Origin of the sequence: Flavobacterium ovatum (assembly GCF_040703125.1) — a bacterium.
Taxonomy (GTDB): domain Bacteria; phylum Bacteroidota; class Bacteroidia; order Flavobacteriales; family Flavobacteriaceae; genus Flavobacterium; species Flavobacterium ovatum.
The window spans coordinates 2,659,399-2,672,369 of sequence record NZ_CP160035.1 but is presented as its reverse complement, the minus strand read 5'-3'; the positions used below and the strand labels follow the sequence as shown (position 1 = coordinate 2,672,369).

The following is a 12,971-nucleotide window of genomic DNA, read 5'->3' as shown; positions in this document are numbered from 1 at the left end:
ACTCCTGAGGATGAAAATCCTCAGGTTAAAACTAGAACCACATGAAAACAAAAATACTTTCTTTCGTTTTGATGTTTACTGCAACGGTAAGTTTTGCACAACAAGATTCGCAATTTACTCAGTACATGTACAACACAATCAATGTCAATCCGGCCTACGCAGGATCTAGAGGAGCCTTGAGTATATTTGCTTTGCATCGTACCCAATGGGTAGGACTCGATGGAGCACCTGTAACTAATGCTGTTTCAATAAACACTCCTTTGAATAGTAGTAGACTTGGACTTGGAGTATCGCTAATCAATGATAGGATTGGACCTACTACTGAGAATACGATCTCTGCTGATTTATCATACACAATACCTACTTCGGAGACTTTCAAGCTTTCCTTTGGTATTAAAGCTACCGCCAATTTGTTTGACCTAAACAATAGTAAACTTGTTTCTAAAGAACAGGGGGACCCAACCTTACAAAGTTTTACTAAATTCAATCCTAACTTAGGTGCTGGTTTATATTTACATTCTGATAAAGCATATGTAGGCTTTTCTATTCCTAACTTTATTGAATCTAATCGATATGATGATAATGAAGTCGCTCTTTTTAAAGAAAAAGTAAACTATTATTTGATTGCTGGTTATGTTTTTGATTTAAACAACAACATTAAATTCAAACCTGCTATGCTCTCTAAAATGGTTAAAGGATCTCCTTTACAGGCTGATATTTCTGCTAACTTTTTATTCTTTGATAAATTTATGCTTGGTGCTTCTTACAGATGGAGCGCTGCTGTTAGTGCAATGGTAGGTTTTCAAATTTCGGATGCTATGTATATTGGATATGGTTATGACAGAGAGACTACTAACTTAAACAATTACAGTTCTGGTTCTCATGAAATTTTCTTGCGCTACGAGATTTTCAAAAATAACGATAAAATCACTACTCCAAGATTCTTCTAAAAGCAATTATTATGAAAAATAAGATACTCCTTTACATAACAATAGTAAGTGTTTTTTCCTTAAACATTTACTCTCAAAAAGCTAGATTAGCTGCAGCCGATCAAAAATATGACAACTATGCCTATATAGATGCCATAAAAACTTATGAAAGAGTAGCAGAGAAAGGCTACAAGTCTGCCGATATGTTTCAAAAGTTAGGTAATGCTTATTATTTTAACGCACAACTTGAAAATGCAGCCAAATGGTATGGGGAATTATTTGCTATGAATACCTCTGTTGAACCCGAATACTATTACAGATATTCACAGTCTCTAAGAGCCATTGGTGAGAATAAACAAGCCGATGCTATGATGGTTAAATTTGTAGAGCTTTCTGGAAATGACAATAGAGCAAAACTCTTTAAAAAAAATAGAAACTACCTAGCAGAAATTAAAGCCAATTCTGGAAGATACGATATTGAGGATGCAGGTATAAACTCTAAATATTCTGATTATGGGACCGCTATTTATAACAACAAAATAGTTTTTACTTCCGCTCGGGATACCGGTAGTATAGGACAAAGAAAACACACTTGGACCAATCAATATTTTACCAATTTATATATGGCTGATTTGGGTGATCAAATGACCCCTGGAGCTCCTAGTAAATTTGATAAAAACATAAACTCTAAATTTCATGAATCTACTCCGGTATTTACCAAAGATGGAAACACTATGTATTTCACTAGAAACAACTTTATTGATGGTAAGAAAGGTAAAAATGGAAACGATGTCACTTTAATCAAAATTTACAAAGCAACAATCGAAAAAGAAAAGTGGGCTAATATTATTGAATTGCCTTTTAATAGTAACAATTATTCTACAGCACACCCTACCCTTAGTCAAGATGAAAAAACATTATATTTTGCTTCAGATATGCCAGGGACTTTAGGTCTTTCTGATTTGTTTAAAGTAAAAATAAATGACGATGGTAGCTTTGGTACTCCTGAAAATTTAGGCAATACCATTAACACTCCTGGTAGAGAAACTTTTCCTTTCATGAGTGACGAAAATGAAATCTACTTTGCCTCTGACGGGCATCCTGGTTTGGGAGGTCTAGATGTATTTGTTTCTAAAATAAGTCAAGATGGAACTTTTAGTGAGGTTCAAAATGTGGGTGCTGATATTAATTCCCCTAAAGATGATTTTGCCTATTTAATAGATACTAAATCTCGTAGAGGTTTCTTTACCTCTAATAGAGACGGAGGACAGGGATATGACGATATTTATAAATTTTTAGAAAACAAAAGGTTGACTTGCGAACAAGAATTGTATGGACAAATTACAGATATCGATTCTAAAGAAGTTCTTCCTAATTCTAAAGTGAGTCTTTTTGACAAAAGATTCAAAGACATCTCCTCTATGATGTCTGATCAAAAAGGAAATTATTCTTTTATGGTCGAATGTGATAAAACGTATTATGTAAGAGCTGAAAAACCAGAATACACAACAAAGGAAGAAAAAATAACAGTCGATAAGGATCAAGGTAAAACAAAACTCGATATTGCTTTAGAAAAAATTACTTGTAAAGTTGCCATTGGAGATGATTTGGGTAAATGTTTTGGTATCAAAATGATCTACTTTGACTTTGACAAATCAGATATTAGACCTGAAGCTGCTTTAGACCTAGAAAAAATATTAGATGTACTAAAACAATATCCAAATATGAAACTAGATATTCGTTCTCATACCGATAGTAGAGGAAGCTTTAAATACAACGAAGCCTTATCTGATCGAAGAGTTAAATCAACCATTGCTTGGTTGATTAAAAATGGTATAAACTCAAACAGGTTTATCGGTAGAGGATATGGGGAATATGAGTTAGTAAATAAATGTTCAGACGGTGTTAATTGTACTGAAGAAGAACACCAACTAAATAGAAGAAGTGAATTTATTATTACTGATTTGTAACCTAAAAAGGGATGCTAAAAACGAGGACACTTAAAGAGTCTTTTTACAAATAAGTCGAACCAAAAAGGAGTTGAGAATGATTTTTTTCGAGGAAACTAAAAATATCTTCTATTTTGATTAATTTCATCGAATTCTAATAAAAATATTTGTGAAATATTTTTTCCCTGTAACAGGGTCGACTTTGACAGCTATTCCAAAATGAGTACAATTACTAACAATATTTTTTTTATGCAGGTCACTTTTTAACCATGCAGAAACAACAGTTTCTGCTGTATTAAAATTAAAAGCAATGTTTTCACTGACAGACTCAGCTCCAAGTGTCATTTTTATATGCTCTGAACGAATTGAGAAATTATCATGACTTATAACATTGTTCGAAATCATATACTCATCATGTTCTTCAGATTTAATAGAAATATAATTTATCTTTTCTAAGGCCTTCAGACCCATGCTATTCCGATAGTCATTAATTAGATTCAAAGTCTCTAATTCAATTGAAGAATAATTATAGATTACGTTCTTTTGAAAATTAGTATCATTTACAGATAAATTAGATTCATTTAATACCTCAGAAGAACAAGAGTTCATTCCAAAAAAAAGTGAACTTAAAATAAGTACACGTGAGAAAATTTTAATCATCAAATTAATAAAATTAAGTAACGTAATCTTAACTCATAAATTTCTACAGTTTTGGATTTATTAGATTTCAAACATACATTTGTTTTGGTCACAATGTATATAAACGTCGACGAAATACATTATTTCAACAGTAAATTCTAATTTTTCTTATAATCTTTTTTTATATTTACAAAAACAATATTCTAATTCGTACAAAAACAAAACCGCAACTACCTGCTAAACAAGTGATTAAAATGTTGGTAAATAAATAAAAAAACTTACATTAGAAAACAAAAAAGGTACCTATTAGAGGTACCTTTTTTAAACTAAAACCAAAAATTATATTTTTGCAAAAATATTAGTATAATATTTTTTTCCTGTCTCTGTATCTGTTTTAATAGCAATTCCAAAATGAGTATAATTTCCAACTATATTTTCTTTGTGTGCTGGACTATTTAACCATGCTGCCACCACAGACTCCGCTGTTTTAAAATTATAAGCAACATTCTCTCCTACTCTTTGTGCTCCTAAAACCTTGATGATATTTTCTGAACGTGCCACAAAATCATTGTGATTCACTACTTTATTAGTAATCATATAATCGTCATGTTCTTCTGATTTATATGAAATATGATTTATTCTTTCTAAAGAATTCAAACCAACACTAACTCTGTATTCATTTATCAAATCCATTGTTGCGATTTCCATCTCATTATAATCATAATCAACAACTTTAGCTGTAAGGTTAGTTGAATTATCTGTTACTACTTCAGATGAATCAGATGAGCAAGAATTAATAGTAAATATAACTGTTGTAAGTAATACTAGACGGAGTAAATTTGCTTTCATAAATTTTAGTAGATTAAATTTAAAGTAGATGTGGGGCAAACACTTTAATATTATTATTGAATTCTATTATTTCATTTTCTTATTCAAATGTACACACTTTACCGATAAAACACACTAAATAATCGACTAAGTGCGTTTATTTGTTTTTATTATAAGATTTAACCTATCTAAATTATTATAACAAGATTAAGGAACAATATCAAAGACCAAAAAATAAAAAAATTTAAAACCTATTATAAACTAAAAACAAGAGGAGTATCTTACATCCTTTTTTAAAATCACATAGTTCAAGTGATATTACTGATCAAACAATAAATACAATGAATTACGACCTTATTATTCTATTTTATACACTAACTCCAAATGAGAATATAATAAAACAAAAAACACTTGTAAAAACGTTTTACAAGTGTTTAATTAAATATTTTGTCTAAAAACTGATATTGTTTATTTAGGACTAGATCTCTCGTGAATAATTTCCAAAAAGCTTTCTTTACTTTTTGATGAAATTATATTTTTGCAAAAATATTAGTATAATATTTTTTCCCCGTATCCGGATCCATTTTTATAGCAATTCCAAAGTGAGTATAATTACCAACAATATTTTCTTTATGAGCTGGACTGTTTAGCCATGCAGCTACCACTGATTCAGCTGTATTGAAATTATAAGCAACATTCTCTCCTACTTTTTTAGCTCCTAAAACTTTGATTATGTTTTCTGAACGTGCCACAAAATCATTATGATTAACAACTTTATTACTTATCATATATTCATCGTGCTCTTCGGATTTAAACGATATATGATTAATTCTTTCTAAAGGATTCAAGCCAACACTAACTCTATATTTATTAATCAAATCCATTGTTGTTACTTCCATCTCATTATAATCATAATCAACCACTTTACTAGTCAAATTGGTATTGGTATCTGCTACCTCAGATGAGTCTGAAGAACAAGAATTCATTGTGAAGATTACTACTGCAAGTAATGCGATACGAAGTATATTTGTTTTCATAATTTTAGTAGTTAAAGTTTAAAGTAGATGTGGGGCAAACACTTTAAAATGATTGTTATTGTTTTATTTTATTATTCAAACCTACATAAAACATCGATTAAAAACACAATAAACCCGACGAACTACATAAAACAAACACTAATAATGTGTTATACCTTACAATTAAGTGTGTTTTTAATTATTTTTAATTTATTAAAAACAAAACAACTATAAATGTAAACCATCAATAACTAGAAAATTGCTACCAAAGAAAATAGGCTATCTCACATAATGTGAAATAGCCTATTTATACTAATGTACTTTATATAACTATGGAGCCATGCGTTCCATTTTCCATCCATAATCTTCTTGTATTGTGTATCGTATCCTATCGTGTAAACGATTGGCCCTTCCTTGCCAAAATTCAACTTCAATGGGATTTACAACAAAACCTCCCCAATGATTAGGACGCGGAATAGACTTATTTTCAAATTGAGTTTCTAATTTTTTTAGTTCCGTTTCTAAATAATCACGAGAGGGAATCACTTCACTTTGGTTAGAAACAACTGCGCCTAACTTACTTCCGTCTGGTCTGGAGTCAAAATAATTATCGGAAATATTTTCGGGTACTTTGCTTGCGATTCCTTTTATGATGACTTGACGCTCCATAGAATGCCAAAAGAAAGACAAGCACACATTTGGATTTTTAAGAATTGCTTTTCCTTTTTCTGAATTGTAATTGGTATAAAAAACAAAACCTTCTTCTGAAAATTTCTTGAGTAAAACCACTCTGGCTTTTGGAAACCCATCTAAACCAAAAGTAGAAACAGTCATGGCATTCACTTCTTCTCCCGAACCTTCGGGACCGCCAAAGTCTTCTACTTCATGAAACCATCTGTTAAAAAGATTAATAGGATCTTCCGGAATAGATGATTCTAATAATTCGCTTTTCTCATAAGACTTTCTGTAGTTACTTAAATCATTCATTGTTTATTTTTTTTCTATCCTACTTTAATTACTATAAATCAAAACTTTTACCGTCATCTGCTAGCCACACTTCTGAAAAAACAGTTTTCGCTTCTTTTTGAAACAATTCAATAGACTCATATCTAGTAGAATAATGTCCTAAAATTAATTGCTTCGCATTCGACTTCATTGCTATCGTTGCTGCTTCTATGGCTGTGGAGTGCATGGTTTTATTCGCTAGTACTTTTTCCGAGTCCAAAAAAGTCGATTCATGGTACAGAACATCGACACCTTCAATCACCGGTAAAATAGCTTCATTATAGACAGTATCCGAACAAAAGGCATAACTTTTAGGAGCTATTGGATCAAAAGTCAATTCTCCATTTTCGATAACATCACCATTATCCAATGTGATGTCTTTTCCGTTTTTTATATTTTGATAAAAACAAGTATCAATTTTATACCTTTCAACAGCTTCAACATTCAGTTTTCGTTTGTCTAATTTTTCTTGGAACAAAAAACCATTGGTATAAACACGATGTTTAAGAGGAATGGTTTTGACTATCACTTTATCATCTTCAAAAATCACTTTACTTTCCTCCGACACTATTTCATGGAAAAACAATTTATAATTCGTCCAAGAGTTAGATAATTTTAATTGCAAAAGTGAAATTTCCTTAATACCCTTGGGACCATAAATATGTAAATCAGTAGTTCTACCTAATAAACTAAAAGTAGAAATTAAACCTATTAGCCCAAAAAAATGATCACCATGTAAATGAGAAATGAAGACGTGATTAATTTTTGAAAATTTTATTTTATTTTTACGTAATTGCACCTGAGTACCTTCTCCACAATCAATCAAGAACAATCGGTTTTTTATTTCTAATACCTGTGCTGTAGGATTGGTAAAAGTACGAGGTGTGGCTGCGTAACAACCTAATATGGTTAGTTTCAAACTGTATTCGATTAACTGGTTATTTGTTTAAAACATTTTAAAGAAAATCAAGCGATTAATCTTTTAAACAATTAAACTTTTTAGAATCCTAAATCTCTTTCAATTTCTTCCATATCTATAATGTCATTCGCTTCAAGTAAAGTAGGAACAACAGTCAATTTTGTTGGTATGGCATTGTAATCAAAATCACCAACCACAACGATAAAAGATTTTTTTGCTTTTTTATGTTGTTTGGATAATGGTAAAAGTGCTATTACATCTTCAGTTGTAATATCCTTGTGAGCTAAAAGATCAATTATGATATTATGATTTTCGTAGGTCTTATATTGATGTGTCACTTTCATTAAAAATGAAGTAAAATCACCTTGAGTATCTTTTAAGGTCATTGTATTTCCTTTTTCATCTACTTTCATATTTTATCTTTTAAAATTAATGATTTGCTAATTTACTAAGGATTATTGAATTTTTGAAGCTAAAAGGTAAATAACTGCCATTCTGATCGCTACGCCATTTTCGACCTGATTCAAGATAACTGATTGTTGCGAATCTGCTACATCTGAGGTTATCTCTACTCCTCTATTAATTGGTCCTGGGTGCATGATGACAATCTCTTTGTTCAAGGAATCAAGTAACGCTTTATCTACTCCATATTGTTGGGCATATTCCCGTGTAGATGGAAAGAAATTTACATCCATTCTTTCGTTTTGAACCCGCAACATATTAGCTACATCACACCATACTAATGCTTTTCGTAAGTTAGGTTCTACTTTTACCCCTAGAGATTCTATATGTTTTGGGATAAGTGTTTTGGGTCCACAAACTTTCACCTCTGCACCTTGCATTTGCAATGCGTAAATATTTGATAAAGCCACTCTTGAATGCAGAATATCGCCCACAATTACCACTTTTTTACCCGCTACATCACCTAGTTTTTCTCTTATCGAATAACTGTCTAATAAAGCTTGCGTAGGATGTTCGTGAGCTCCGTCACCAGCATTAATAATACTAGCTTTTACATTTTTCGACAAAAAGTAAGCTGCTCCAGGAGTTGCATGACGCATCACCACCATGTCAACTTTCATCGAAAGAATATTATTGACGGTATCAATAAGCGTCTCTCCTTTTTTTACCGAGGATTGCGCTGCAGAAAAACTTATTACATCTGCAGACAAACGTTTTTGTGCCAGTTCAAACGAAAGTTTAGTTCTGGTGCTGTTTTCAAAAAATATATTGGCAATCGTAATATCACGCAAAGAAGGTACCTTCTTGATCGGACGATTGATAACTTCTTTAAAATGATCCGCTGTTTCAAAAATTAGATCAATATCATTCTTATTAATGTATTTGATTCCTAATAAATGATTTACGCTTAATTCTTTCATTTTCTATTTCCTTAAATTATGAGTTTTATGAAGGTTTAAATTTAGTTTGTGATTAAACAAACAGAATCTTCTCCGTCATTCTCTTCCCAGTTCACTTTTACTTTTTCATCGTTAATCGCATCGACTTGACGTCCTCTATAATCGGGTTGAATCGGTAAATTACGGCTAAAACGTCTGTCAATTAACACCAACAATTCAATTTCGGACGGACGACCAAAAGACTGAATCGCAGTCAAAGCCGCACGAATGCTTCTACCCGTAAACAGCACATCATCAATAAAAATGACTTTTTTATTTTCGACAATAAAATTAATTTTGGTTTTATTGGCTTCCAATGGTTTATCCGTTCTTCGGAAATCGTCTCTAAAGAAGGTAATATCCAAATAACCCAACTGAATCTCCGGGGTATGGTATTCCGTTTCTAGTAACGTTTTAAGACGTTCTGCCAGATACGTTCCTCTAGGCTGAATCCCTACTAATATCGTATCCGAAAAATCTAAATGATTCTCAATGAGTTGACAAGCCAAACGATGCAGAATGATATTGACTTCCTTAGAAGTGAGCAATACTTTTTGAGTCATAGTAATTGTAGTGTTTGTGTAGCAAATATACAAAATATGATTTATGAATTAAATAATAAACGTTGCAATAGAACCTTAATTCTTTACTGCAGTTCATACGTCACACAATACAAACCGTTAATGTCATAACTTTTGTTTTAAATTCTATAACTAAACAGCCTTACACATTGACTAATTTTATTAAAAATTTAAAACCTAAAAAATATAGACCATGAAAAATTTAACCGTCAAAATAGCTATGCTTTTTATAATCTTATCTGTTTTTACCAGTTGCGAACTAATTGGTGGAATTTTTAAAGCCGGAATGGGTTTCGGAATTTTCATTGTCGTTGCAATTATTGCTGTAGGCGCCTTCTTAATAAGTAAACTATTCGGGAAAAAATAAAAACAGTCATAAATGAAAAGACTCCTGAGAAAATCCCAGGAGTCTTTATTTATTTTAAAACAACAAATTTAAGAATACATCTTCACTCTTAATTCTTGTACTTTTTCATCATCAAGGTATTCATCAAACGTCATGTAACGATCAATTACCCCTTTTGGAGTCAATTCTACAATTCTATTACCAACCGTTTGTGCAAACTCGTGGTCATGCGTTGTAAAAAGTATCGATCCTTTGTAGTTCTTCAACGAGTTGTTGAAAGCTGTAATCGATTCCAAATCCAAGTGATTTGTAGGTTCGTCCAGCATCAATACATTCGCACGCTCCATCATCATACGCGATAGCATACAACGTACTTTTTCTCCTCCTGATAATACACGACTCGTTTTCAAAGCTTCCTCTCCAGAGAAAATCATTTTCCCCAAGAAACCTCTAATAAAAACTTCGTCACGCTCTTCCTCCGTTTTTGCCCACTGACGCAACCAATCTACCAAAGTCAAATCGTTCTCAAAGAAACTGTGGTTTTCACCTGGCAAATACGCTTGGTTTGTAGTCACTCCCCAGTCATAAGTTCCAGCATCTGCTTTGAGATTGTTGTTCAAAATTTGGTAAAAAGCAGTCGTCGCTCTCGAATCTTTCGAGAACAAAACAATTTTATCCCCTTTATTCATATTCAAATCAACGCCTTCAAAAAGCAAGTCCCCTTCTACAGTAGCCTTCAATCCTTGCACGTTCAAAATCTGATCCCCCGCTTCACGGTCTTGGTCAAAAATAATCGCAGGATAACGACGGCTAGAAGGTTTGATTTCAGAAATATTCAACTTCGAAATCATTTTTTTACGTGAAGTCGCTTGTTTAGACTTCGCCACATTCGCACTAAAACGACGAATAAACTCTTCCAATTCTTGTTTCTTCTCCTCTGCTTTTTTGTTTTGTTGTGCACGTTGTTTTGCCGCTAGTTGGCTAGACTCATACCAAAACGTATAGTTTCCAGAATAATGGTTAATTTTACTAAAATCAATATCAGATATATGTGTACAAACCGAGTCCAAAAAGTGACGGTCATGCGACACAACAATTACGGTGTTCTCATAATTAGCCAAGAAATTCTCCAACCAAGCAATGGTTTCAAAATCCAGGTCATTTGTAGGCTCATCCATAATTAGCAAATCAGGATTTCCAAACAAAGCCTGCGCCAAAAGCACACGTACTTTAATTTTTCCTTCCAAGTCTCCCATCAATGTATAGTGATGATCCTCTGTAATTCCAAGGTTAGACAACATCGCAGCAGCATCCGAGTCGGCATTCCAACCGTTCATCTCCTCAAACTGTACCTGAAGCTCCCCTATTCTATCGGCGTTCTTATCGTTGTAATCCAAGTACAACTCATCCATTTCTTTCTTAACAGCATACAAAACCTTGTTTCCCATCAATACCGTTTCCAGCACCGTATGTTCATCAAATTTATTGTGATTTTGATTCAAAACCGACATCCTTTTCCCTGGTTCCAAATGTACATGGCCAGCAGTAGGGTCTATTTCTCCTGCAATAATTTTCAAAAAAGTAGATTTCCCAGCACCATTGGCACCAATAACCCCATAAATATTACCGTGCGTAAAAGTGGTGTTCACTTCATCAAACAAAATACGTTTTCCAAACTGAACCGATAAATTATTAACTGTTAACATGTATGTTCTTTATTTATAAAATTTCGGCAAAAGTACAAAAAATTACTCAGTTCCAAGAATGCCCTGCCAAAGGATTTCAAAACAACTTTTTACCCATTATTAGATTGATAATTTGGGCGTGCCATCAATAAAAAAAGGGGCTTATTTCACTTTGTATTGACAAAGCCCCTTTCCTTATAGTTGTCCGGCTCATATCTTTACGCGTCCGCCGCGGCGGACTGCTGCAATCCCTCACGCGGACTCGACTACAATGTCATTAAGTTAAGCAATTTTCATATTGCATCTTTCTGATTTTTAAGTACTAAAGGTCTTTTTCGATTGAGATATTTACCTGCTTCTCGTTTATTATTCCGATTTAATCTAATTGGAATTGTATTTTTAAGAAATAGATTTTCTAATTCTTCGAATACTTCATCCAAAGGAGCTTCTTTAAAAAGCAACTCTAGTATTCTATTTTTTAAAAAACCGTAAGACAAGTTTGTGTTTATCTTGTAATCCAGTTTTGTGGTTTTGTTCTTTAATTTTAAGTCATCTTGTAAGTCATTTACAATGGTCGATTGCAAATTACTTATGAATATCGTGCAGAAAAAGTCCTGTTCTAAACTTGCTTTGGAATAACCCGTGAAGTATTCCAATTTCAGTTTGTTTTTCAATTCGTCGTAAAATGTCTCAATGCCCCATCTCAAAAAGTATAATTCTTTAAATATACTGGCTGGAAAAGTTTGACTATCCAATAAAGATGTTATCAAAACTTCAATTTCTCCATTAGACAAAACGATTCTAATTAATCGAACTTTTAGCGATGTCTCTTTTGTGTATTGCTTATCAACTATAGCGTGTTTTTGATTTGGAAATAAATCAACTATGGCTGATTGTTTCTTGCTTTTTACAAAATCTTTTATTAGGTCACTATGGGAAACACTTGTTCTGATTAAATAATCTATATTCTTTTTAAAATGTTCATACTGAAAATCATAACCCACGTAGCCTCTATCATATATAATCAAATCGTTCTTGGCCCAATAATCAGAATGTTTCAATGCCAATTGTCTTTCTCCCAATGCTGAATTATTCAACGACGAATCCAATGCGAGACGATTCAGTACGTCATACAAAACAGAAGCCCTTCCTTGCACTAGAACTGTTTTAGTGTTGTTTTTTGATACTCCAAATACATTCTTTAAATTCTCTGTATATGGTAGAGTAACCGTAGAACCATCAACTGCAAGGAGTCTATAACCATAAAATAGTTGGACATTTTTATTTCTTTCAATGTAAGTGTTTTCCATAATTACTCTCGATAAATATTTAAAAACCTCTGGATTTATCTTTTGTCTTTTCTGAACAAAAGCACTTTTAGTGAAATTTTTAATAGGCTCGGATTCGAGTTTTGAATTAAGATGATTTATAAAACTATCAATTTCTATTGCCAAACTTTTTCTCAATAAATTGAACATGAAAAGTAAAACTTCTCCAAAAGGCTGTTTACGTTTTCGACTAAAATCTTTATCATTCATTTTAAATTCAATTCTTATTTTATCACTAAATATCACTTCTTTTAATATTTCAACTATCGCGATTGAGTTCTTTGGCATATTCAAAACTATATATTTTACAGTATAAATACAAGAAAAATAATACGATATTACCAAT

General features: G+C 32.3%; 13 protein-coding genes. 3 read left to right on the top strand and 10 right to left on the bottom strand.

The window, feature by feature from the left end:
• The first annotated feature begins 41 nt into the window (after positions 1–41).
• On the top strand, positions 42–950 hold the full coding sequence (locus ABZP37_RS11280; RefSeq protein ID WP_366183062.1) for a type IX secretion system membrane protein PorP/SprF: 909 nt from the start codon (positions 42–44) through the stop codon (positions 948–950).
• 11 nt (positions 951–961) lie between these two features.
• Positions 962–2,899 carry an OmpA family protein gene (locus tag ABZP37_RS11275; RefSeq protein WP_366183060.1) on the top strand — a complete coding sequence of 646 codons (1,938 nt, stop codon included), beginning with the start codon at positions 962–964 and terminating at the stop codon, positions 2,897–2,899.
• Positions 2,900–3,022: 123 nt separating this feature from the next.
• Here the strand turns inward: ABZP37_RS11275 and ABZP37_RS11270 are convergent, their stop codons facing one another.
• The 8 genes from ABZP37_RS11270 to pyrR all read right to left on the bottom strand — a co-directional run bounded on the left by ABZP37_RS11270 (position 3,023) and on the right by pyrR (position 9,248).
• Positions 3,023–3,538 (bottom strand): CAP domain-containing protein, encoded by a 516-nt coding sequence (locus tag ABZP37_RS11270; protein WP_366183058.1) that lies wholly within the window; start codon positions 3,536–3,538, stop codon positions 3,023–3,025.
• Positions 3,539–3,856: 318 nt separating this feature from the next.
• Entirely contained in the window at positions 3,857–4,366 is a 510-nt protein-coding gene (locus tag ABZP37_RS11265) for a CAP domain-containing protein (protein ID WP_366183056.1), read from the bottom strand.
• Between the two features lie 509 nt (positions 4,367–4,875).
• Entirely contained in the window at positions 4,876–5,382 is a 507-nt protein-coding gene (locus ABZP37_RS11260; protein ID WP_366183054.1) for a CAP domain-containing protein, read from the bottom strand.
• Between the two features lie 309 nt (positions 5,383–5,691).
• Positions 5,692–6,348: a pyridoxamine 5'-phosphate oxidase gene (pdxH, locus tag ABZP37_RS11255; RefSeq protein WP_366183052.1), complete on the bottom strand. Its 657-nt coding sequence runs from the start codon at positions 6,346–6,348 to the stop codon at positions 5,692–5,694.
• A 31-nt stretch (positions 6,349–6,379) separates the two neighbouring features.
• A complete protein-coding gene (locus ABZP37_RS11250; protein ID WP_366183051.1) occupies positions 6,380–7,285 on the bottom strand; it encodes a ribonuclease Z in 906 nt (301 codons plus the stop codon).
• Positions 7,286–7,365: 80 nt separating this feature from the next.
• The gene (locus ABZP37_RS11245; protein ID WP_366183049.1) at positions 7,366–7,698 is read right to left on the bottom strand and encodes a ribonuclease Z; all 333 of its coding nucleotides are present in this window, start codon (positions 7,696–7,698) and stop codon (positions 7,366–7,368) included.
• Positions 7,699–7,740: 42 nt separating this feature from the next.
• On the bottom strand, positions 7,741–8,667 hold the full coding sequence (locus ABZP37_RS11240) for an aspartate carbamoyltransferase catalytic subunit (protein ID WP_366183047.1): 927 nt from the start codon (positions 8,665–8,667) through the stop codon (positions 7,741–7,743).
• 41 nt (positions 8,668–8,708) lie between these two features.
• On the bottom strand, positions 8,709–9,248 hold the full coding sequence (pyrR, locus tag ABZP37_RS11235; protein WP_366183046.1) for a bifunctional pyr operon transcriptional regulator/uracil phosphoribosyltransferase PyrR: 540 nt from the start codon (positions 9,246–9,248) through the stop codon (positions 8,709–8,711).
• 211 nt (positions 9,249–9,459) lie between these two features.
• On the opposite strand from pyrR, the gene ABZP37_RS11230 reads away from it, so the two are divergent.
• Positions 9,460–9,633 (top strand): hypothetical protein, encoded by a 174-nt coding sequence (locus ABZP37_RS11230; protein WP_366183044.1) that lies wholly within the window; start codon positions 9,460–9,462, stop codon positions 9,631–9,633.
• Between the two features lie 68 nt (positions 9,634–9,701).
• Here the strand turns inward: ABZP37_RS11230 and ABZP37_RS11225 are convergent, their stop codons facing one another.
• Positions 9,702–11,318, bottom strand: a complete 1,617-nt coding sequence (locus ABZP37_RS11225) for an ATP-binding cassette domain-containing protein (RefSeq protein WP_366183042.1) — start codon at positions 11,316–11,318, stop codon at positions 9,702–9,704.
• 272 nt (positions 11,319–11,590) lie between these two features.
• Positions 11,591–12,913, bottom strand: a complete 1,323-nt coding sequence (locus ABZP37_RS11220; RefSeq protein ID WP_366183041.1) for an IS4 family transposase — start codon at positions 12,911–12,913, stop codon at positions 11,591–11,593.
• Between the last annotated feature and the right edge of the window lie 58 nt (positions 12,914–12,971).

Bases quoted from the DNA above. Each gene is read 5' to 3' on its own strand.
- ABZP37_RS11280 (WP_366183062.1), top strand. From the start codon at position 42: ATGAAAACAAAAATACTTTCTTTCGTTTTGATGTTTACTGCAACGGTA.
- ABZP37_RS11275 (WP_366183060.1), top strand. From the start codon at position 962: ATGAAAAATAAGATACTCCTTTACATAACAATAGTAAGTGTTTTTTCC.
- ABZP37_RS11270 (WP_366183058.1), bottom strand. From the start codon at position 3,538: ATGATTAAAATTTTCTCACGTGTACTTATTTTAAGTTCACTTTTTTTT.
- ABZP37_RS11265 (WP_366183056.1), bottom strand. From the start codon at position 4,366: ATGAAAGCAAATTTACTCCGTCTAGTATTACTTACAACAGTTATATTT.
- ABZP37_RS11260 (WP_366183054.1), bottom strand. From the start codon at position 5,382: ATGAAAACAAATATACTTCGTATCGCATTACTTGCAGTAGTAATCTTC.
- pdxH (WP_366183052.1), bottom strand. From the start codon at position 6,348: ATGAATGATTTAAGTAACTACAGAAAGTCTTATGAGAAAAGCGAATTA.
- ABZP37_RS11245 (WP_366183049.1), bottom strand. From the start codon at position 7,698: ATGAAAGTAGATGAAAAAGGAAATACAATGACCTTAAAAGATACTCAA.
- ABZP37_RS11240 (WP_366183047.1), bottom strand. From the start codon at position 8,667: ATGAAAGAATTAAGCGTAAATCATTTATTAGGAATCAAATACATTAAT.
- pyrR (WP_366183046.1), bottom strand. From the start codon at position 9,248: ATGACTCAAAAAGTATTGCTCACTTCTAAGGAAGTCAATATCATTCTG.
- ABZP37_RS11230 (WP_366183044.1), top strand. From the start codon at position 9,460: ATGAAAAATTTAACCGTCAAAATAGCTATGCTTTTTATAATCTTATCT.
- ABZP37_RS11225 (WP_366183042.1), bottom strand. From the start codon at position 11,318: ATGTTAACAGTTAATAATTTATCGGTTCAGTTTGGAAAACGTATTTTG.
- ABZP37_RS11220 (WP_366183041.1), bottom strand. From the start codon at position 12,913: ATGCCAAAGAACTCAATCGCGATAGTTGAAATATTAAAAGAAGTGATA.